General features: G+C 62.6%; 19 protein-coding genes. 8 read left to right on the top strand and 11 right to left on the bottom strand.

Annotated features, from left to right (window positions below; genetic code table 11):
• Complete coding sequence (gene gabT / locus ACFWEM_RS15160) at nucleotides 1-1365, bottom strand: 4-aminobutyrate--2-oxoglutarate transaminase (protein WP_378534717.1); 1365 nt, start codon at nucleotides 1363-1365, stop codon at nucleotides 1-3.
• 128 nt (nucleotides 1366-1493) lie between these two features.
• Between gabT and ACFWEM_RS15155 the strand changes: the two genes are divergently transcribed.
• Nucleotides 1494-3011, top strand: coding sequence for a PucR family transcriptional regulator (locus ACFWEM_RS15155; RefSeq protein ID WP_378534715.1), 1518 nt, complete (start codon nucleotides 1494-1496; stop codon nucleotides 3009-3011).
• Here the strand turns inward: ACFWEM_RS15155 and ACFWEM_RS15150 are convergent.
• The 4 genes from ACFWEM_RS15150 to ACFWEM_RS15135 form a co-directional block, all read right to left on the bottom strand.
• Nucleotides 2988-6179 (bottom strand): NAD-glutamate dehydrogenase domain-containing protein, encoded by a 3192-nt coding sequence (locus ACFWEM_RS15150; protein ID WP_378534713.1) that lies wholly within the window; start codon nucleotides 6177-6179, stop codon nucleotides 2988-2990. The two genes, ACFWEM_RS15155 and ACFWEM_RS15150, sit on opposite strands and share 24 nt — an antisense overlap.
• A 127-nt stretch (nucleotides 6180-6306) precedes the next feature.
• Complete coding sequence (locus ACFWEM_RS15145) at nucleotides 6307-7995, bottom strand: flavin monoamine oxidase family protein (RefSeq protein ID WP_378534711.1); 1689 nt, start codon at nucleotides 7993-7995, stop codon at nucleotides 6307-6309.
• The gene (locus ACFWEM_RS15140) at nucleotides 7992-8837 is read right to left on the bottom strand and encodes a carbon-nitrogen hydrolase family protein (protein ID WP_378534709.1); all 846 of its coding nucleotides are present in this window, start codon (nucleotides 8835-8837) and stop codon (nucleotides 7992-7994) included. The genes ACFWEM_RS15145 and ACFWEM_RS15140 overlap by 4 nt, the downstream gene beginning before the upstream one ends.
• Nucleotides 8838-8970: 133 nt before the next feature.
• On the bottom strand, nucleotides 8971-9606 hold the full coding sequence (locus tag ACFWEM_RS15135) for an XRE family transcriptional regulator (protein WP_317551735.1): 636 nt from the start codon (nucleotides 9604-9606) through the stop codon (nucleotides 8971-8973).
• Between the two features lie 146 nt (nucleotides 9607-9752).
• Between ACFWEM_RS15135 and speB the strand changes: the two genes are divergently transcribed.
• Nucleotides 9753-10709 (top strand): agmatinase, encoded by a 957-nt coding sequence (gene speB, locus ACFWEM_RS15130; RefSeq protein ID WP_003941134.1) that lies wholly within the window; start codon nucleotides 9753-9755, stop codon nucleotides 10707-10709.
• On the opposite strand, the gene ACFWEM_RS15125 is transcribed toward speB, so the two are convergent.
• A complete protein-coding gene (locus tag ACFWEM_RS15125; protein ID WP_378534707.1) occupies nucleotides 10673-11347 on the bottom strand; it encodes a class I SAM-dependent methyltransferase in 675 nt (224 codons plus the stop codon). The two genes, speB and ACFWEM_RS15125, sit on opposite strands and share 37 nt — an antisense overlap.
• Before the next feature lie 110 nt (nucleotides 11348-11457).
• Between ACFWEM_RS15125 and ACFWEM_RS15120 the strand changes: the two genes are divergently transcribed.
• The gene (locus ACFWEM_RS15120; RefSeq protein WP_378534705.1) at nucleotides 11458-11895 is read left to right on the top strand and encodes a hypothetical protein; all 438 of its coding nucleotides are present in this window, start codon (nucleotides 11458-11460) and stop codon (nucleotides 11893-11895) included.
• Between the two features lie 163 nt (nucleotides 11896-12058).
• Complete coding sequence (locus tag ACFWEM_RS15115) at nucleotides 12059-13660, top strand: ABC transporter substrate-binding protein (RefSeq protein WP_378534703.1); 1602 nt, start codon at nucleotides 12059-12061, stop codon at nucleotides 13658-13660.
• A gap of 40 nt (nucleotides 13661-13700) precedes the next feature.
• Here the strand turns inward: ACFWEM_RS15115 and ACFWEM_RS15110 are convergent, their stop codons facing one another.
• The 3 genes from ACFWEM_RS15110 to ACFWEM_RS15100 all read right to left on the bottom strand — a co-directional run bounded on the left by ACFWEM_RS15110 (nucleotide 13701) and on the right by ACFWEM_RS15100 (nucleotide 15415).
• Nucleotides 13701-14081: a 6-carboxytetrahydropterin synthase gene (locus ACFWEM_RS15110; protein ID WP_378534701.1), complete on the bottom strand. Its 381-nt coding sequence runs from the start codon at nucleotides 14079-14081 to the stop codon at nucleotides 13701-13703.
• Nucleotides 14082-14116: 35 nt separating this feature from the next.
• On the bottom strand, nucleotides 14117-14470 hold the full coding sequence (locus ACFWEM_RS15105) for a metal-sensitive transcriptional regulator (protein WP_378534699.1): 354 nt from the start codon (nucleotides 14468-14470) through the stop codon (nucleotides 14117-14119).
• 198 nt (nucleotides 14471-14668) lie between these two features.
• Nucleotides 14669-15415, bottom strand: a complete 747-nt coding sequence (locus ACFWEM_RS15100; protein WP_378534697.1) for a hypothetical protein — start codon at nucleotides 15413-15415, stop codon at nucleotides 14669-14671.
• A 311-nt stretch (nucleotides 15416-15726) separates the two neighbouring features.
• On the opposite strand from ACFWEM_RS15100, the gene ACFWEM_RS15095 reads away from it, so the two are divergent.
• From ACFWEM_RS15095 to ACFWEM_RS15085, 3 genes are all read left to right on the top strand, one after another.
• The gene (locus tag ACFWEM_RS15095; protein WP_378534695.1) at nucleotides 15727-17157 is read left to right on the top strand and encodes an MFS transporter; all 1431 of its coding nucleotides are present in this window, start codon (nucleotides 15727-15729) and stop codon (nucleotides 17155-17157) included.
• 73 nt (nucleotides 17158-17230) lie between these two features.
• Entirely contained in the window at nucleotides 17231-17758 is a 528-nt protein-coding gene (locus ACFWEM_RS15090) for a carboxymuconolactone decarboxylase family protein (protein ID WP_378534693.1), read from the top strand.
• Entirely contained in the window at nucleotides 17742-19064 is a 1323-nt protein-coding gene (locus ACFWEM_RS15085) for an MFS transporter (protein ID WP_378534691.1), read from the top strand. The genes ACFWEM_RS15090 and ACFWEM_RS15085 overlap by 17 nt, the downstream gene beginning before the upstream one ends.
• 79 nt (nucleotides 19065-19143) lie before the next feature.
• Here the strand turns inward: ACFWEM_RS15085 and ACFWEM_RS15080 are convergent, their stop codons facing one another.
• Nucleotides 19144-19422, bottom strand: coding sequence for a hypothetical protein (locus ACFWEM_RS15080; RefSeq protein ID WP_378534689.1), 279 nt, complete (start codon nucleotides 19420-19422; stop codon nucleotides 19144-19146).
• Between the two features lie 273 nt (nucleotides 19423-19695).
• On the opposite strand from ACFWEM_RS15080, the gene ACFWEM_RS15075 reads away from it, so the two are divergent.
• Nucleotides 19696-20655 (top strand): DMT family transporter, encoded by a 960-nt coding sequence (locus tag ACFWEM_RS15075; RefSeq protein WP_378534687.1) that lies wholly within the window; start codon nucleotides 19696-19698, stop codon nucleotides 20653-20655.
• Here the strand turns inward: ACFWEM_RS15075 and ACFWEM_RS15070 are convergent.
• A complete protein-coding gene (locus tag ACFWEM_RS15070; protein WP_378534685.1) occupies nucleotides 20645-21319 on the bottom strand; it encodes a TetR/AcrR family transcriptional regulator in 675 nt (224 codons plus the stop codon). The two genes, ACFWEM_RS15075 and ACFWEM_RS15070, sit on opposite strands and share 11 nt — an antisense overlap.
• Nucleotides 21320-21354: the final 35 nt, after the last annotated feature.

Here is a 21354-nt window from a genome sequence, read left to right as displayed (position 1 = left end):
TCAGTTCCCCTGTGCTGCAGAGCGGATGGCGGTCTCGAGGACGGTCAACGCGTCGTCGAGCAGCTCCTCGGAGATGACCAGCGGAGGGAGCAGACGGATGACGTTGCCGTAGGTACCGCAGGTGAGGATCACGACGCCGGCAGCGAGGCACTCGGCGGCGATTTTCTTGGTGACGTCGGCGTCCGGCTCCTGTCCACCGGGCTTGACCAGCTCGATGGCGAGCATGGCGCCGCGACCGCGAACGTCACCGATGACGTCGAGTTCCTTTGCCAGTGCGTTCATTCGGCCGACGACGGTCGATTCGATGGTGCGCGCACGGCCGCAGAGGTCGAGCTCACGCATCTGATCGATGGATGCCAATGCAGCGGCGCAGGCGACGGGGTTACCGCCGTAGGTGCCACCGAGGCCGCCGGGGTGGACGGCGTCGATGAGCTCGGCGCGGCCCGTGACAGCGGCGAGCGGCATGCCGCCGGCGATGCCCTTGGCGAGCGTGACCAGGTCGGGGACGATGCCCTCGTGATCGCTGGCGAACCAGGCGCCGGTACGAGCGAAGCCTGCCTGAACCTCGTCGGCGATGAAGACGACGCCGTTCTCCTTGGCCCACGCGACGAGCGTCGGGAGGAATCCTTCTGCGGGAACGATGAATCCGCCCTCGCCCTGAATGGGCTCGATGAGGATGGCGGCCGTGTTGGCGGCGCCGACCTGCTTCTCGATCATCGTGATGGCGCGCTGTGCGGCCTGCTCACCGGTGATCTTGGAGCCGTCGACATTGAGGCCCTCGCGGTACGGGTAGGACATCGGGACGCGGTAGACCTCGGGGGCGAACGGACCGAAGCCGCTCTTGTACGGCATGGACTTCGAGGTCAGTGCCATCGTGAGGTTGGTGCGGCCGTGGTACGCGTGGTCGAAGACGACGACTGCGTCGCGACCGGTTGCGTGACGGGCGATCTTGACGGCGTTCTCGACGGCTTCTGCGCCGGAGTTGAACAGCACGGAACGCTTCTCGTGGTCACCGGGGGTGAGTTCGGCGAGACGCTCGGCGACCTCGACGTAGCCCTCGTACGGAGCGACCATGAAACAGGTGTGGGTGAAGTGCGCGACCTGATCCTGAACTGCGGACACGACGGCCGGGTTGGAGGCGCCGACGCTGGTCACGGCAATACCGGCACCGAGGTCGATCAGCGAGTTGCCGTCGACGTCGACGATGACTCCGCCGTCTGCGTCGGCGACGTAGACCGGAAGGGTGGATGCGACGCCTGCGCCGACGACCTTCTTACGACGTTCGGCGAGCGCAGCCGAGCGCGGGCCCGGGAACTCCGTGACGATGCGACGCTCCTGCGGAAGCCGGTATTCGATTGCACTCATGTGACCACCCTCTCGGTTGTGTATTGCATTCGAGTATGCGACGCGCGAAGCACCGCAAGCACTGCCGAAATGGATACCTGACGCTGCGGGGCTACTCCATATCGGCAACGACAGCTAGCCTTGATCAGGTGACGGTTCCGATCTCGTGGCTCTTGCGCCAGAAACACCTCTCGCTGGCCCTGCTCACCGACCGAGCAGCCGCCACCCATCCCGTCACGTTTGCGCAGGCCACAGAGCTGACGGACCCCACACCGTGGCTTTCTGGCGGTGAGTTGGTGCTCACCACCGGGCTGGCACTGGTGGGCGCCGACGCCACCGACTACAGCGAGTACATCGACCGTCTGGCCGCCGCAGAAGTGTCGGCTCTGGGTTTCGGGACCGGCCTTTCCCATGAGAGTGTGCCCGCAGACCTGATTGCCGCCGCCCGCAGTCGCGGACTTCCCCTGCTGGAAGTGCCGTTCACGACCCCCTTCGCGGCCGTCACGCGCGCGGTGATGACTCGCCTGAGCCAGCAGGAATACGAATCGGTACTGCGCGCCGCAGAAGTACAGACACGCATCACCCGAGTTGCGCTGCGCGGTGGCGTCTCTGCGATCGTGCGTGAACTGGCTACCGCCACAAAAACTTCGGTGGCGTTTGTCGGAGATCGGATCACCGCGGTGCACCCGGCAAACCAGAAGTCGTTGATCAACGAGGTTCGCGCGGTCGCGGCCACCACCCGCGATCCCAACGCTCCGGCGTCGATCTCGCAGAGCACACCCGAACGGACGTTGACACTGTCCCCTGTCGGAGTCACCGACAGTTGGCACGGATACCTCGCCATGGCCGGCGCCGGGCCCCTGAGCAACATCGACAGAGTGCTGCTCGGGCATGCCGTCTCGTTGCTCACCCTCGAACTCGAGAAGCCTGTTCGGCTACGGGCCGAGCGAACCCGACTCAATGCCATGGCTTTCGGGCTTCTGCTCGACGGCCGAATTCCCGAGGACGGCGTGCCGTCGTATCTGGACGAAGCAAGCGACACCCACGGCAACGTTCGTGTAGTCCACGTTCGCGGATCCGGCCTCGGACCCGTTCTTCGCGAACTCGACAACGCTCTCGCCCGGGCAGGCCGCCCGCTGTTCGCCCAATCCGAAGACGGCGCGCTGACCGTACTCCTTCGTGGAACCGACACCATCGACACAGCCAAAACGCTACTGGCGCAACTCTCCCCCACCGAGGCGAAAGCTGTGCGCGCCGGAATCAGCACCCCTCACCGCCTTCTCGATGCACCGCGCGCACTCGTTCAGGCCCGCGCCGCAGCCAACCTCACAACGGCCACGGCGCGCATTCTCGAGTTCGACGCTCTGAGCGGGTCGACGATTCTGGCGTCCGAGCCTGCCCGGGAGGCACTGATCGCCATGGCTGCGGACACCATCCCGGTGCTGACCGAACACGACCAGGCACACGGAACCGCACTGGTCGCGTCACTGCGCGCCTATCTCGAGGCGAACGGCCAATGGGAGTCGGCCGCAGCCGAACTCGGTGTTCACCGGCACACCCTCCGAGGCCGCATCGCACGCATCGAGGAACTGCTGCAATGCGACCTCGGGCAGGCCAGGGTCAGAGCTGAACTACTGCTCTCGCTACTCGCCTGGGAGGGCCGCTGAAGGCTCCGCAGCACACACCGAAGCGAAGCTGGACGCACCGCGAACGAGTAGTTCGAGTTCGGCGTCGACCGTGCAGAGCCGTGCTGTGTCCAGCGCTCCGCTGCGGCTCACGCTCGACATCAAAGCCGTGAACCGGCGCACCGCTTGTGGATTGGCGGCGGTCCACAGCTCGACCACGTCCGAAACACCTTCACCCAGGGCTCCGGACACGAGGTCCGCAAAACGCGCCGTCAACCTGGCATGGACGGCGGCGCTGCCCATGACCTCCCAATGCGAGGCACCGACGGCGACGTCGACGCCACCGAGAACTTCGCCCAGATCGAGAGCGTCGGAGAGGTCCCGATAGATAGCAGCTGCGGCCGCGGCCGTCGTATTCTCCTGCAGTGCAATGTCTGCCAGGGCGAGCGCTCCGAAGGACGCCTCGATACGGTCGCTTGCCGACAAACCTTCTATGAGCGCCCGCACCGGAGCGGCCCATCGATCGATGTCGGCGCGCGGGTTCACGGTGAACCGGCCTGCGGCACCCGGGCGGCGCAACACCCAGCTCATCTCGGATTCCAACAACTGCTGCAAGCGATCGAGAGCCTTCAGCTGTTCGGTGGCACTGAGATCGGAGTTCAGGATTTCGCGTCGAAGGTCCTCTGTGCCAAGCACTTCGCTGACCACAGCGTAGGCCAGAGCCGCTTCCGGACTGTGGACTCCGAGGTGTTCCTCGAGCCGGAACAGAACGCCGGGTCCGACGCGGTTGACCAGTTCGTCGACCACCGAGGTGATGATGATGTCGCGGCCCAACCGGTGTGCGCGGACTGCGTCCGGTGCTGCCTCGACGACGGAGAGCGGGAAGTACTGAGGAAGGCGATCGGCGAAGATCTGATTGTCCGGGACGGTCGACGCCCCCAATTCCGCCGTCAGCACGTTCTTCGATTGCGCCACCAGCACAGCAAGTTCCGGCCGAAGCAAACCCTGACCGGCACGGGCTCTGACCGCCAGCGCTTTGGCGTCCGGCAATGATTCTTCGAGACGCTTCATCGCGCCCGCCGAGACCAGGTTCTCGATCAACCGCTCGTGCTGATCGAGCAGAGCGGGAGCGCGGTGCTCGGCCAGGCTGATCGCGAGGGTCTGATCTTCACTGGCCTCGAGCACCGACGCGGCTACCTCGTCCTGAGCGGCCGCGAGCAGTTCATTGCGCGAGGTCGCGTCCAACGCTGCGAGTGCGATCTTGATGTTGACCTCGCGGTCCGAGGTAGCCACGCCGGCCGCGTTGTCGATGAAGTCGGCGTTGATTCGGCCACCGCCAGCGGCATATTCGATGCGGGCACGCTGGGTGAAGCCGAGGTTGCCGCCCTCACCGACCACCGTCGCACGCAACTCGTCAGCGCTGACGCGAACTGCGTCGTTGGATGGATCAGCTGCGTCGACGTTGCTTTCGGTCGACGCTTTCACGTAGGTACCGACGCCGCCGTTCCACAACAGGTCCACCGGAGCGCACAGGATCGCTCGGATCAGTTCCTGAGGGGTCAGCTTCTCCTCGGTGATGCCGAGGGCCGCACGCGCCTCGAGCGGAAGGCGGATCGACTTCGCGCTGCGCGGCCAGACGCCACCGCCAGGCGACATCACGGTGCGATCGAAGTCGTCCCAGGACGAGCGCGGCACGGTGAAGAGCCGAGCGCGCTCGGCGAACGTCGTCTCGGTGTCGGGGTTCGGGTCGATGAAGATGTGGCGGTGATCGAATGCCGCGACCAGACGGATCTTGTGCGAGAGCAACATTCCGTTGCCGAACACGTCGCCGGACATGTCGCCGATGCCCGCGACGGTGAACGGATCGGTGTCGACGTCGAGGTCGCGCTCGGCGAAGTGGCGTCGTACCGCTACCCAGGCGCCGCGAGCGGTGATACCCATCGCCTTGTGGTCGTACCCTGCCGAACCGCCGGAAGCAAAAGCGTCGCCGAGCCAGAAACCACGCTCGACGGCGATGCCGTTCGCGACGTCCGAGAACCGTGCAGTCCCCTTGTCGGCCGCCACGACCAGGTAGGAGTCTTCACCGTCGTACTCGATCACTTCGGCCGGATGTACCGCTGCGCCGTCGGCGATGTTGTCCACCACGTCCAGCAAGCCGCGAATGAAGGTGCTGTACGACTCCTGCACCTGCGCCGGGGTCGGTGACGACGTGCCTCGAACCACGAACGCGCCCTTGGCACCAGAAGGAACGATCGGGGAATTCTTCACGCTCTGGGTCTTCATGAGGCTCAGGGCCTCTGTGCGGTAGTCCTCGTATCGATCCGACCAACGCAGGCCGCCACGGGCGACGGAGGAACTACGCAGATGAACGCCTTCGACATTGGGTGCGCTGACGTAGATCTCGCGGAAGGGAACGGTCTTCTGTGGGGTGGAGAGCAACTGTGAGTCGATCTTGAACGACGCGTACGGCAACGGGTCGCCGGACTCACCACGCAGGTACCAGTTGGTGCGCAGAGTCGCCTGCAGGAACGAACGCACGCCGCGCAAGACGCGGTCCTCGTCCAGAGTGTCTGCACCGTCGACTGATTCGTCGATGGCCGATGCCGCGGTAGCCACGGCTGTCTCACGCGACCCCGCAACGGTGGGATCGAAACGCGCGGTGAAGAGTTCGATCGCCTGTCGTACGAAGAGTGGCTTCGCTGCCAACACTCCGACGATGTAGCTCTCGGACAACCCGATACGAGCCTGAGCGAGGAAACGGCACGCAGCGCGCAGCAACTCTGCGTCGCGCCACGTGATGTCTGCTCGTCCGATCAGACTGGAGAAGGCGTCCATTCGGGTCTGGCCGGCGATGACGGCTTCGAAGGCGTCCGCCATCTTCTCCAGCGCACCACCGTCGAAAGTGCTCGGCTCGAAGGTGAAGTAGTGCGCCGAACCCAGAACGGTCGGGATCGGGCGGTGCGTCGACACTCGGAGTCCGAGGGATTCGAAGTTCTCGCACAGATCGGAGAGGGAGGGCTCTCCGGACGGCCACAGCACCACGCAGGTCAGGTCACCACTGCTCAGGTCGTCACCCTGCCGGAAGACGAGTCGCTGGCCCGCTGCTGCCAGTTCGGCGACCAGTTCGAGCGCCGGGTCACCGGGTCGATCACCGCCTGCCGGTCTCGATTCTGCAGCTACGGTCTTGGTCGCCGATGATGTGCTCGCCATTGAACACCCTCCTGGAAATTATTGGATCCGAACACTTTCCAGTGTTGCGTGGATCACCGGAAAGAGGTCGTGCCCGATAGGAGTACAAACCCCCATCGGGCACGACATTTCGGCAGTTGCGGTGAGCTCAGTCGCCCAACCTGATCGGAGCGAGTTCCTCGAACACGTCGCCGGGTCCGGGATTCTCGGTAGGCGCAGCGCCACCGAGATGGTTGACGACACCCCACACCGCGTTGATCGCGGTCTGGATCGCGCCCTCGGCCCAGCCGGCAGTCCACGACACGTCGTCACCGGCGAGGAAGATGCCGCGATGACGCGGTTCGAGATCATTCTGCACGAAGTGAGAGAACAGGCGCTCCTGGTAGCGGTAGTGCCCCGGAAGGTTCGCCTTGAATGCACCCATGAAGTCGCGCTCGGTTTCCCATGAGAGCGTCACCGGACTCGAGATGATGTGGCTGCGGAAGTCCACGCCGGGGTAGATCTCTTCGAGAGAGCGCAGCATGATGTTCATGCGCTCGGTGGCGTCGAGCGCCAGAAGCTTCAGCGAATCGTCCGACCAGGTGTACGACAAACAGATCAGGCCAGGCTTGCCCTCGCCTTGATCGAGCAGGTACGTGCCGCGACTCATACGGTCCGTCAGTGTCATCGACACCGAATCACGGCCGGTCACGGGATCCTTGTCCTTCCAGAACGGGCGGTCGACGAGTACGAACACCTTGGTCGACCCCATGTAGTGAGTGCGCTCGATCGCAGTCCAGTGGTCGATCGGGAACAGATCGTCGTCACACCTGATGTTGTTGAGCAGCATCCAACTCTGCACTGTTACAACGGCACTCGCGTAGGTGCGAATGAATCCGTCGGAGTCCGTGACGGTGATGTTGCCAGGCTCGGTACGCCGGAGTTCGGTGACGCGGGGACGTGTCTTGCCGTCGTTGAGCGAAGCGACCGTCGTACCGGCAGGCCAATGCGCCATCTGCGCCGGGGCGCGGTTCCACAACCGCATCGGCAGCTGCTGCGATCCACCCACGATGCCGCGGTGGTCGTCGTCGGCGGCCGTGATGACCACACGAAGGATTTCGAGGATCGAGTTGGGGTAGTCGGTATCCCAACCACCCGTACCGAATCCGACCTGCCCGAACACTTCCCGCATGTGGAAGGACTTGAAATGCTTCGACGCGGCGAGGAATCCGTAGAAGGTCTGGTCGTCGTAGCGCACCACGAGGTCGTTCCAGATCCGCTTGATCTCTGCGGTGTCACGGTCACGAATGGCCTGCTGCAACGGAATCAGATCCGCATGCTCTTCGAGAGTGCGCTGCCAGGCCTTTGCCACCTCGGTGTAGATCGGCGGCAGATCCTCGAGAGCGTGCGCGTAGTGGCTCTCGCCCTTGAGGTCGATGACCGTGCTGGGCGTGACCTCGGCAAGAGGATTGGGGAACTCCTCGGTCTGCAGCCCCAGTTCGTTCAGGTAGTGGAACAACGTCGTCGACGACGGTGGGAAACGCATTGCGCCCATCTCGGCGACTACTCCGGGGTGCCCGTCGAACTCGACCGACCGCATCCGGCCACCGATCTGATCGGCTTCGTAGACAATCGGTTTGAGGCCGATTTTGAGCAACTCGTAGGCCGCGATCATGCCGGAGAGGCCGCCACCGATCACGGCAACTTCGGTACCCAATGCCAGATCGGGCACCGAGCCGAGCCCCGCCGGGCTGGAGACGTAATCGTCGTACGGGAACGGGAAATCCGGCCCGAACATCGTGAGCGGCGGCTGCTTGCCGGGTTCCGAGGAACTGTCCGGAGCTACTGGGATGGTCATCTACGGTTCTCCTTGGAGACAGTTGTGACAGAACGGTCTGGATACAGATCGAGGCGTCGATCGTCGAGATGCGTATTGAGAGTGCGCGATTGCGCGACGGTGGCGGCAGCAAGATCCGCGAAGAGCAACTCCTGGCCACCCCCGGCTCTCGCCAACTCGGCACCGTCGGGTGCGATGGCGCACGTGAGCCCGCAGTAGGTCAGGTCGGTTTCGGCACCGCAGCGATTGACGTAGGTGAGAAACATCTGACTTTCGTATGCGCGGGCCGGAACCACCTGCTGCGCAATGTGTTCGTACGGAGTCATCAAACCCGTCGGCACGATCAGCCATTCGGTTCCGGCGTCGGCGTGTGCCCGAACTGCTTCGGGAAATTCCACGTCGTAGCAGATCAACAATCCGCAGCGGATGCCCTCGAAGTCGAACCCGACCACCAAGGTCTCACCTGGCCGGAAGTGCTCGCGGTCGAGCGTGCCGAACAGGTGTGTCTTGCGATAGTGCGCAAGCGAAGTGCCGTCGCTGCCCACCACCTGCACGCTGTTGTAGACATCTCCCCCGTCGAGTTCGGGATAGCCGTAGACGACTGCGATGCCCGCGCTGCGAGCAATCGCGGCGACGGAATCGAAGATCGGGCCGTCTGCCGGCTCCGCACGCAGCGACACCAGTTCGCCGATGTCGTAGCCGGTTGCGGACATCTCCGGCGTCAGGAGGATCTTCGCACCGGACGCAGCAGCCTCACGGGCTGCCGTATCGATCGCAGCGAGGTTGAACTCCACCGACGCAAAGGTGTCCGGTGTGGTGAGCGGACCTTGAAACAGGCCAACTCGGACAGAATCGACATGCATGGTTCGCTCCTTCAGGAGTTCCGTGACGCCAATTTTCGACGGTGCGTGTGACGGGGACAACTACCAGCGTGACTGGTGCCGCCAGTCATGTCAACTCTTGTTTCCTAACAATCAACATTTACACGTTCGAGCCTCACGAAGACGGAGCGCGGGGCCCTTCTGGCAACGCCGGATTCAGGACCCACAGAACCTTCGCCAGAACCGCGCCTTCGGCCTGAAAACTGTGATTGTGCGTAGGCGTGAACGTGAAGGAATCGCCCGCCGCGAGCACGACATCCTCAGCATCGACGGCCTCACCGTTCGGATCCGTCCGACCGCCCTCGAACGAGACCCGCAGGCCACCCTCGAGCACGTGTACGAAGTTCACGTCGATCGGCAGACTGTAGAACTCCTGACCACTTCCGCCGCCTGGTTCGAGCTCGCCGAGCAGCACCTGGATCCGACGCTCGTTGGTAGGCGTGAGCAGGTACTCTGTCATCTTTTCGCCACCGAAGCTGATTTGCGGCATGGCGTCGGCGCGGACTACTTCACCGGCGGACGCATTCTCGAACAGAGATCCGACGGGGATCTCGAGCACCGCGCACACCTTGATCAGGGTCGCCACCGACGCGTTGACGTGATCGCGCTCGAGTTTCGAGAGATACCCCTTGGTCACACCACAGGCCTCGGCCAGGTCGTCGAGGGTCAATCGCTTCGACTGACGTGCCGCCTTGAGCCTCGCCCCGATGCGCGGACCGACCGGCTCGACCGCTTCCTTCGCCTTGGCCACTGAACCCACTCCTTCACGACCGCCGTGTCCCTTTCAGGAAACAGGGGTTGACAACCGAGCCTCTTGAAGAAACCATACTTGCTCAGAGAGCTACATCACTGAAGGGCGCCCGGTGTGCGCCGAATCGAGAGCAGGGACCTCTGCACATGGCTACCAACAACCCCGGATCGTTCATCGGACCCGTCGACGCCACGCGCGTCCCCCGCTACGCCGAGCCGACCACTTTTGCGCGTCTGCCGCGCCTGGACGAGGTCTCGCGCGCCGACGTGACGATTCTCGGCATTCCTTTCGATTCGGGTGTCAGCTACCGCCCCGGCGCTCGTTTCGGCCCGGGCCACATCCGCGCTGCGTCGAAGCTGCTGCGTCCGTACAACCCCGCGCTCAAGGTCTCCCCCTTCGCGAACCAGCAGGTAGCCGATTTCGGCGACATCGGCGTCAACCCCTTCGACATCCAGGAAGCTCTCACGACGGTTCAGTCCGCCGTCACCGACCTGCGCGCCGACGGTTCATCTGTGCTCACGCTCGGCGGCGACCACACCATCGCACTGCCGATCCTGCGCTCACTGGCCCGCGATCACGGCCCGATCGCCGTCCTGCACTTCGATGCTCACCTCGACACCTGGGACACCTACTTCGGTCAGCCATTCACCCACGGGACCCCCTTCCGCCGCGCCAGCGAAGAGGGCCTGATCGACATGGAGCGCTCACAGCACATCGGTATCCGTGGACCGCTCTACAGCGAGAAGGACCTCGAAGACGACCGCGTCCTCGGCTTCCAGGTGATCCGCAGCGACGACTACGAGGTCGACGGCGTCGCCAGCATCGTCGAGCGCATGCGTAAGCGCCTCGACGGTGGGCCGGTGTACGTCTCCGTCGACATCGACGTACTCGATCCCGCCCACGCTCCGGGCACCGGAACACCCGAAGCGGGCGGCATGACCTCTCGCGAATTGTTGAACACACTGCGTGGGTTGGTGGGACTCAACGTGGTCGGCGCCGACATCGTCGAGGTAGCGCCGGCGTACGACCACGCCGAGATCACCGGTATCGCAGCGGCTCACGTCGCCTACGAGTTGCTGTCGGTACTCGCACTCAATCGCTGAAGCAGCACAACGGTATCCGTGGTGTGATGCATCTCGGGGGTCGCGGGGAGATCACGTTCCCGCGACTCCGAGACCAGCACCTTCCACCCATCGGTGAACAGCGACTCCACATATTCCGGGGTATGCAGCATCGCCCGATGATGCTCGGTGGGCGACTCGTGGGGCGAGTGGCCCACGATCAGAAGATGCCCATCCGGCGCGACCAGATCACCGAGCGCCCGGAACAATTCCCCGCGCGCGGGTTCGAGCATGTGGAAGAACTGCGCAGACACCAGATCGAACGAACGACCCTGCGGATCCCACTTCGTCAGATCGGCTTCCAGCCATTCGATGTCGACGCCCTCGCCCTCGACGTGAGCCTGGGCGCGACCGAGCGCAACCGACGAGATGTCGGTGCCGGTGACCTTCCACCCGCGACGCGCCAACCACAAAGCGTCGGCACCTTCACCGCAACCGACGTCGAGTGCCGTGCCCGGCTCGAGGTCGGAGGCCTCGGCAATCAACTGCGGGTTGGGGTTTCCGCTCCAACGTGCTGGGCGTTCTTCGTACAGCGAGTTCCAGAATTGTGCGTCCGCCTTGGCGTACGGATTCTCGGTGGTATCGGAGTTTTCGTGGTGAGTGTGGTGTTCGTGGCTCATTCATCCAGGATGAACATCTCCCGCAATTCAGGCAACAATCTTTGCTGAAACAGCAATTCCTTCATTTCGACGCTCTGCTAACGTCACGCGTCGTGGCCGGTGGATTTCCCGTGTTTCGCCTGTACTGCACCTCAGCAGGCTCTCATGTTTTGTGTTGTGCGCATTTTCCCGAGTTCAGCGGTTCGAAGCCGGACAAAGAGTTCAGCGCCCAGCAGAGCTTCGACCGCGCAGTCGAGCAGATTCTGCGCGAGGCATCCTTCGAACCGACGACCGTGACTTTGATCGGCGAGCAGCAGGGTTATCCCGTCGGAGACCATTTGTTCGATGCGACGGTTCCTCGAACCGGCAACGTCTCCTTTGCCTTTCAAAGGGCCGGACCGCCGTGGATCGTTCTCGGCCTCGATGTTTCGGCGGACGAATTCTGGTCCGAGATCGACGACGACGAAGATCTCCGCGGTCTCGGCCCGATCGCCCCGGCGACCTCGGTTTCGGCCGTAGTACTCACGGAGACCGGGTGGCCACATCGAAGTGCCCTCGACTCCCCCTGAACTGAGCCAGAACTCCAGCCTTCGTGAAATCGAACAAAAATCTGCCGGATTTTCGTGAGGATCAACCGAGATGCCCGTCACGTCCTACGCCAAGATTTAGCGGTCACACTCGACTGCGCCCTCACGATTCACTCCCGGGCCCCGGCTCCTTCACGGAGGCACAATGAAACACCGCTCCTATTCGACGCTTGCCGCGACCGCGGGGCTCGCGCTCGTGTTGTCGGCTTGCAGCTCGGGAGGCACGTCCTCGGGCTCCGGCGGCGGTGAGCCTCTGACAGACGGAACCTTCCGGTACGCGTTGCAAGGCGATCCGGGTGCACTCAACCCGATCATGTCCGGCTCGGCGGCAACCGCGGAAATTTCGAAGCTGGCGTACGACTCCCTGGTCTACCAGGATCCTGAAACCAGTGAATTCAAACCATGGTTGGCCGAGAAGTGGGAAGAAACGCCGACCTCCGCGTCCTTCACCATTCGTGAAGGCGTGACCTGTACCGACGGGTCGACGCTGACTGCACAGACCGTCGCGAACAACATCAACTTCGTAGCCGATCCGGCCAAGGGTTCGCAACAACGTGGCACCACAGTTCCCATCGGCGCTTCGGCCACTGCCGATCTCGCCACCCGCACCATCACGGTCACCACTCCGGCGCCGACCCCGTTCCTCCTCCTCACCATCAGTCGCCTCCCGATCATGTGCGATGCCGGACTCGAAGATCCGACCGCCTCGAACAACAAGTCGCTGGGCTCCGGCATGTTCGAAGTCACCGAAGTCTCGGCCAACGACCACTACACGTTCGAGCGTCGCGACGGCTACAGCTGGGGCCCCGACGACACCACCTCCGATACACCGGGCGTCCCCAAGACGGTCATTGCTGTCATGGCACCCAATGTCAGCACCGCAGCAAACCAGCTTCTCTCGGGCGAACTGAGCGCATCTCCGATCGCCGGTCCGGACAAGGATCGCATCGATGCCGCCAATTTCGACTCGGTCCAGCGCCCACTTCCCGCCGGTCAGATGTACTTCAATCAGATTGCGGATAATCCGACCAGTGATCCCGCCGTTCGAAAAGCTCTAGTCCAGGCCGTCAATCTCGACGATCTCGCTGAAGTGATCACTGGCGGCCAAGGCACCCGTGCAACAAGTCTTGTCTCCGTCGAACCCCGCGCCTGCGTGTACGACTCTGTCGCAGGCAACATTCCGGACTTCGACCTCAGCGCAGCAAAGGCAACACTGGACGCTGCAGGTTGGACCGCCGGCTCTGACGGCAAGCGAAGCAAGGACGGAAAGCCGCTGACCCTCCGCCTCTTCTACGCTGCCGGCGAAGATGCGCGCAGCGCAGCAGCCGAACTCACTCAGACGGCATGGTCCGACCTCGGCGCGACCGTCGAGGTGACAGGAGCCGACCAGACCAAGGTTGTCGACGTCATGCTCAGCGGCAAAGACAACAACCAGTGGGACATCGCGTGGATCCAGATCAACAACTCGGTTCCCAGCGGGTTCGTCCCGTTCTTCTCCGGTCCTGCTCCGGCAGCAGGTAAGAATTTCTCTTCGATCAACAACCCCGCCTACGAAGCAGCCGTTGCCAAGGCCTCCGGTTTGACCGGCGACGCAGCATGCGCGGAGTGGGCGGACGCCGAGTCGCAGATCACCAAAACGGTGTCCGCAGTCCCGTTTGCCGATACGGTCTTGAGCTTCTACTTCAACAAGGCCGGACTCGCATTCGGCAAGACCTTCATCGGTTCCGCACTGCGTCTCTACCAGTAACCGATCGATCGAACTCTAAGCGGCAACGAGATACGTCAGATCACTGCGATCTGACGTATCTTGTTGCCACACCGATTGTCTCGTTGTCGAGTTCGACGTAGGCGAGTTGGGGAATGCTGGGCGCCAGTTCACCGAAAGCCCACTTCGTAACGTTCTCGAATGACGGACGGAAATCGAAAATCTCCGGCCAGACACCGCTCGCCAATTGCTCGGTACATCGATCGATCGCTTCGTCCAGAGCGTCCGTGTCGACAAACCATCCACGATCTCCGAGTTGGTCGTCCTGGAACGAGAACCCCGCTCGCATCGTCACCCGAAATCCCTCGGCAGGCATCAGCGGCGGCAAATTCTTTGCGTCCCGCACGGGTGCCGGAAGCCCTTGCCTCACAGCGAATGTACGACGGATCTCGACACTGAACATGCCCACCAAGGTATCAATGTTCGTCGAGCACAGTTCTACGAGCGGACCAATCGCGCAATCGCGTCGTTCGCTTCTTTGATCTTCGCGTCCGCCTCGGGTCCACCGGCAACAGCGGCTTTGACGACGCAGTGGCCAATGTGGTCCTCGAGCAGGCCCATCGCTACCGCCTGGAGAGCCTTGGTCATCGCCGCGACTTGAGTGAGAATGTCGATGCAGTACTTGTCCTCGTCGACCATCCGCTGCAGGCCACGAGATTGACCTTCTATGCGACGCAGTCGCGCCAGGTAGTCGTCCTTGGCGGAGATGTAGCCGTGCGAATCGCTCGTGCAGCATGCATCGCCAGTCGAATTACTGCCTGGAGCACTGCCAACTTCTGTCGCTTCCGACATTCGATATCCTCCTTTTCGTCAACGCGTGATGTCGCAACAATTCTCATTTCCGGGACGAGGTGCGGATACTCTTCGGCTTCCGTTGTCCTGCAGAGCAATCACTGCGCACATCGCCAGGCACTTCGCTACTGCACGAACAGATGGGTGCATGGCGATTGCCGATGCCCGTTTTCCCGCTGCTGCGAAACGCATTCGATCTCAGTGCCCGTGGTGCGCGTGGTTCGCATGTTCGGACACAGGTGGGGTCGCATTGTCGGCCGTCAGCGTGAATTCCGCTGTACGCACCACCCCGTCGTGTTTGAAGTCCAAGAACAATCGGTAGTCCTCGGCACTCGGCATGTTGGCGTAGAAGGTGATTGCCGGACCAGCTGGCGTGACACCGTCACCGGGATGACCGTCCGGATGCACATGGAGATAGGCGAGGTCGGAGGCACGCAACGCGACCAGATGCCCGTACGCGGCAAGGTAGGGCTGCAAGTCTGTGACCGGGATTCCGTCACGACTGACCGAGAGCGTGAGCTTCGATGTCTGACCGGCATGGGCCGCGCCTTCGAGGGAGACTGTGTATCCGTCGACCGTCGTGTCGGCAGCAGCGGCAGGCAACGGCCGGGGATCATAGGGGCCGACGACGCGTACATCCGCACTCAGCGTGATTCCGTCACCGCCGTCCGGGGTGAAGTCAGCGAAGACTCGATAGTCTCCCGAATGAGCGAAATGAACTGACACGTGCCAGTTTCCGTTCTCATCCAATTCGGGATGCACGTGCTGGAACTCGGTCAGGTCCAGACCGACCACGATCAGATGCAACTGCTTGTCGTGGGTGTCCGTGTACTGAGTCAACGGAGTTCCCGCTGAATCCAGAATCCGGAATTGCAGAGGTACATTGCTGCCGACAGCCGCCTCCGACGTTGCCAATTCCAGTGTGTAGCCGTTCTTGCTGAACATCTTGCCCTCCCGAGCTTAGGTCGGCAGCACTTCCGTTGCCGTCTGCGTTGGGTTCTGCACTCTTCGAAATCGAACCTGTTGCAATTTGTACCATACCCCCCTAGGGTATGCAACGAACGACCGAAGTACTTTGAATTCACTCGAAGGAGATCCGATGCGCACCTACGTCGAGCGCCGGTCGAATAAGTTCCGAAAGCATCGATTCCCCACACATTTCATCGTCGCACTGCACCGATGTCGCAGCGGCTCGCTTACGACGTCCCCGGAACACGCAAGCATCACCTATACCCCGTACAGGTAAGGAATTCAGAATGTCCACACAACCGCAATCCACACGTAAGTGGTGGGCGTTGGCGTTGATTGCCGCCGCTCAGTTCATGGTCATCATGGACACCTCGATCATCGGTGTCGCTCTCCCCCAGATGCAGAGCGATCTCGGTTTCTCCCAGGAAGGTCTCACCTGGGTCTTCAATGCATACGTCATCGCATTCGGCGGGCTACTCCTCCTCGGTGGGCGCCTGTCCGACCTGTTCGGCGCCCGCAGAGTGTTCACCGCCGGTTGGCTGATCCTGCTGATCGGTTCCGTTGTCGCCGGTGCCGCCGGTAACGTCGCCGTCGAACTTGCAGGCCGCGCAGTTCAGGGCGCCGGTGCCGCACTCATCGCGCCATCGGCGCTCACCCTGCTGATGATGCTGTTCGGCAGCACGCAAAAGGAAATGACCAAGGCGCTGTCCATCTACGGCGCCGCCGCCCCGGCGGGCGGTACGGCCGGCGTGTTCCTCGGCGGCGTCATCACCGAATACACCAGCTGGCCTTGGGTTTTCTATCTCAACATCCCCATCGCAGTTATTGCATTGATCGCCATTCCCTTCCTGATGCCGAACGCACCGGCACGTACCGGGTCGATCGACTTCCTCGGCGCACTGGCGGTCACCGCGGGCCTCGCTGTCGGCGTCTTCGGCATCGTCAGAGCACCTGACGTCGGTTGGGGATCCGGGCAGACGTGGCTGGCGCTCGCCGTGTCGGCCGCTCTGTTGGGTGCATTCGTATTGATCCAGTCCAAGCGTCGGGAGCCTCTCGTGCGTCTGGGAATCTTCAAGGCGCCCAACCTCGGTGCCGCGAACATCGCTCAGCTCGTGCTCGGCGCCGCCTGGATACCGATGTGGTTCTTCCTGAACCTGTATCTGCAGCAAGTGCTTGGATACAGCGCCTTCCCCGCCGGTGCGGCTCTGCTGCCGATGACGATCTTCGTCATGCTCGGCATGGTCGTCGTGGCACCACGGGCCATGGCGCGCTTCGGCGCAAAAGCAATGATCGTCGCCGGATTGCTGTTCCTGGGAATAGGTTTGGGTTGGATGTCGTTGATCCGGCCCACCGGCAACTTCTGGGTAGACGTGCTGCCGGCCTCGCTGGTAGCTGCGGCCGGTATGACGCTGGCGTTCATTCCTTCACTGGGTACGGCGATTTCGGCCGCACGCCCAGAGGAGGGTGGATTGGCTTCCGGCATCGTCAACGTCAGTTACCAGGTCGGCTCGGCTGTCGGTCTCGCGGTGATGACCGCGATCGCGGCGATGTTCGGCGCCGATCAACTCGGTGACCTGACGGAGTTGACGAACGGGTTCTCCGCAGTGTTCATCGGTGCAGCCGTCATCGCAGTGGTGGGCGCGGGAATCACCGCGGTAGTGATGCGCTCACCCAGAGTCGAAGAGTCTCGAACCGTTAAGTCCACCGTCAATTCTTGACCAACTCCGGTGGTGGGTTCGGCGGGCGATCGTCCACCGAACCCACCACCATCGGAACCACCTAGGACAACTCATGTCACGCCTTGCACCTCTCACACCGGCCACCGCTGTCGGCACATCCAAAGACCTGCTCGCCGAGCTCGTCAACCGTCACGGACAGGTCGGCGACATGGTTGCGGCGATGGCTCATTCACCCGCTGTGCTGGGTGGCTATCTGCAACTCAGCCGGGCAATGAAGCGAGCGAAGTTGAACCGCAAGATCAGCGAACGAATCTCGATCGCTGTGCAGGTCCAGCAAGGTTGCGCTGTTTGCCTCGAAGCCCACGTTGCCGCCGCGCACGCCAACGGCGTCGAGGCGGACGAGATCGAGCGTGCCCGCGCGGGCACGTCGGCCGATCCCGCCATCGCGGCAATGATCGACCTCGGACTGCGCGTCTACCGGGAACCTGCCTCGATTTCCGACGAACACATATCGGACCTTCGAGCGTACGGCTACGGTGATCGCGAGATCGCCGACGTAGTCGGAATCGTCGCTCTCAATGTCCTGACCGGAGCTTTCAATCTTGTCGCGGGAGTGAAACCAGATGAACCGGACCGCTAGGACCGTGCCAGAACGGAACAGCATGCGTCTGTTCTTGATTCGCGACTATCGCCTGCTCTTCAGCGCCCAGATCATCGCGCTGTTCGGCACTGGGTTGGCGACGGTTGCGTTGGGTCTACTCGCATACGAACTCGCCGGACCGAGCGCCGGAGCCGTGCTGGCCACCGCGCTGACTATCAAGATGTCCCTGTACGTCGTGATCGCTCCGCTCGCAGCGGCGTACGTAGATCGGTTGCCGAGACGAGCTTTCCTCGTCGCACTCGACGTCCTTCGCGCAGCGGTAGTGATCGCATTGCCCTTCGTCAGCGAGATCTGGCACATCTACGTGCTGGTAGGCGTTCTCCAGGCTGCGTCGGCAGCGTTCACTCCCACGTTCCAAGCGGTCATCCCTGACATCGTGACCGACGAGGCCGATTTCACCCGCGCGCTGTCGGCATCGCAGGTCGCTTACACGATGGAAAGTCTGCTCAGCCCTGTTCTTGCCGCAGTCGCGTTGTCCTTCATGACGTTCAACCTGTTGTTCGTCGCCACCTCCGTGGGCTTTGCCGTCTCGGCGCTGCTCGTGCTGGCCACCCGAATCCCCAACGCTCGTACCAGTACTCACCGCAAGGCGTGGGATCGGATCGCGTCGGGGGTGCGAATCTTCGTGACCACACCGCGACTGCGCGGCATCATGGCCCTCAATCTCGTGGTGGCAGCAGCCGGCTCGATCGTGGTGGTCAACACCGTCAACTACGTTCGCGACGAGCTCGGTGGAACCCAATCCGACGTGGCCTGGATGCTTGCCGCATCGGGCACCGGCACGCTGGTGACCGCTCTGCTTCTTCCACGCATTCTCGACAGAACCGCTGAACGCACCGTGATGACAGCAGGTTCCGTCGTTCTGGTCTTCAGCGCCGGCGCGGCAGCATCCCTCGCCGTGGCCGGCGTATTCACGTGGATACTCACAGCCTCAGTGTGGGCACTCATCGGCGCCGGGATGGCCATGATCGTCACACCGACCGGAAAGGTGCTTCGGCGCTCCGTCGACCCCACAGGTATACCGGAGGTGTTCGCAGCCCAGTTCTCGCTGTCGCACCTCGCCTGGCTTGTCACCTATCCGATCGCCGGATGGGTCGGCACGAGCGCGGGATTTGCGGTCACCTGGAGCATCCTCGCAGCGCTTGCCGCAGCGGGAGCCGTTGCAGGATTTGCACTTTGGCCTCGGGAGACCGGTGCTAAATTGCCCGCACCCCCGTCATACGAAACGACGCAAGGCGAATGCACCTTGGCGGCTACCCAGTGCGCTTGTGCTCGCGCTGTCTGATGATGACGGTCCGCCCGAACACCGACGGCGCTACAACAAAAGTGGTGGTGCAGACATCGCCTGCACCACCACTTTTCGCTCAGCTCACGTCGGCGTACTTCCTGGGATTTGCGTCGAATCGAGGACCACATCCCTTGCAGCAGAACCAGTACCGATTGCCTTCGAAGTCACGGAACAGGCCTTCCGCTTCGGCACGCGCCTTCTCGATCACACTGCCGGGCATGACCCGACATTCGACGAGTTCACCACTCCCAGAGTTGAGTAGGTCTTTCCCGCCGGTCGGCATCGCCGTACCGACAGTGCCTGCAACGCCATTGGCGTCAGTCTTCGGGGTATTGCCACAGCCACAGCTGCTCATTGGGATTCCTGTTCTCTCGGGGGACGGCGGTGAGCCGAGAAGCCAGCCTCACACATCTATAAATATACCCCCTATAGGTATACTGGAGAATGTGCGAAGGCGCGTACGGCCATCACCTCGCCACATAAACCATTGTGGGAAAACGAATTAGCCGCCAAGCAATCCCCGATCACCGCATCATCATGACACAATAATCATGATACCTACTGGGGGTATAGGATAGGTCGAGGCATTGACCATCCACGTCCGCAAGGTCTTTGACGAAGAGGCTCAATGAAGAATCGAAAGGCAATCGGCAGCAGCCGATTCGCCGTGGTTGGAGCTTTGCTGCTGGTCGGCGCACTCTGGGGAAGCTCGTTCCCACTGGTTGCCGTGGCTGCCCCAACCTTCGGCGCCGTCGGCACGACGCATGCCCGCTTCATAGTCGCAGCGCTGGTTCTCGCACTGATAACGGCCTCCAGCAGATCGACCTGGCACGCAGTCGGTCACCGGTTTCCCGCATTCCTACTGCTGGCGGCCCTCAACGTCGCTGGGCCTCTCACGCTTGTCGCAACTGCGATCGTCGGACTCAACTCGTCGACGGCGTCGATCCTGAATGCCACGACTCCGATGTTCACCGTATTCGCCGCCGCTTTCTGGCTTCGGCAAAAGATCACCTGGCGAAAAATCTCGGGTGTTGCGATCGGCATTGCCGGCGTCTCGGTGCTCGTCGGCGGGATGCCGTCAGCGCTCGACAGTCGCGCAATGCTTGCCGTCGGCGCGTCGTTGACTGCGGCGCTGCTGTATGCAGTCGGAGGTGTCTACGCACGAAAGTCATTCCAGGACACTCCACCAATGACACTGGCCCTCGGCCAACAACTTGCCGCGGTTGCCCTCTTGGTGCCCGTGTCCGCCGTCGCTCCCCCACCGGGGCCCATAACCGTCGGTCCACTCATCGCCGTGGCAGCCCTGGGGCTGGGGGCTACCGCCGGTGGCTACCTGGTCTATTTCTGGATCATTCGCCAGGCGGGCCCAGTCGCGGCATCGGCCGTCACTCTTTTGGTGCCGATTTCGGCATCAGCGATCGGAGTGCTGTGGTTGAACGAGCCTGTCACGTTCGCGCTCGTCAGTGGGCTCGCCATCATTCTTGCGGGAGTCGGGCTGCTCCTGGATCTTCCACCGGCACAAGATCCATTGCGCAGGGTTCCGCCGGAACGGGTGGACAGCGCAGATGAGCGGCCGGTCAGCGGCTGATCGGGGCAGTCCAAAGACCCACCAATGCGTCGACGAGGTCGGTCGTGAAGTCCTCCCACGACGTGACTTCATCCGGCCCCTCTTCTGCAAGCGCGCGCTCACGTTCGGCGAACATGTGCACGATCGCATTGCGTCCGATGTCCGCGCGAGCGCGTCGAACACTCATCGGCATGTCAGTGAGACAGGCTGATAGTCCGCGAAGCGTCTCCTGCAGGGTGGGCGAGGCCAGAACCTCGTCGTAGACGATTTTCCGCAGGACTGGATCGGTGAGAATCTGCGCACTGAACCGCGCGTACCAGGTCGGGCCGCCCATTTCAGCGTAGTGATCGGTCGACGCCCGAACCAGACACGTAATCCAATCTCGAACGTCCTTCGACCCTTCAACCTTCCGTAGCAGTTCGCCGCGCTTCTTCTCGATCTGCTGGGAGTGCTTGTTCACGATCGCGCGGACCAGATCGGTCTTGGTGCCGAAGTGATATCCGACGGCCGCATTGTTGCCCTGACCTGCCGCTTCGCTCACCTGACGGTTCGAGACCGCAAAAACTCCGTGTTCGGCGAACAGTTGCTCGGCGACGGCGAGGATGCGGTCTCGGGTTGCAGCAGAACGCGCGGAATTTGCCGCGACGCCGGCTTCGGCCGTCGCATCTTCAGCCCTCGTAGTCATGGTCACCATCATCCTCGACTGTCCGAAGCTGCTCG

It is taken from the genome of Rhodococcus sp. NPDC060176 (assembly GCF_042728675.1).
Classification (GTDB): domain Bacteria; phylum Actinomycetota; class Actinomycetes; order Mycobacteriales; family Mycobacteriaceae; genus Rhodococcus_F.
The sequence above is the reverse complement of the archived record's forward strand: the minus strand, read 5'-3'. Positions and strand labels throughout refer to the sequence as shown.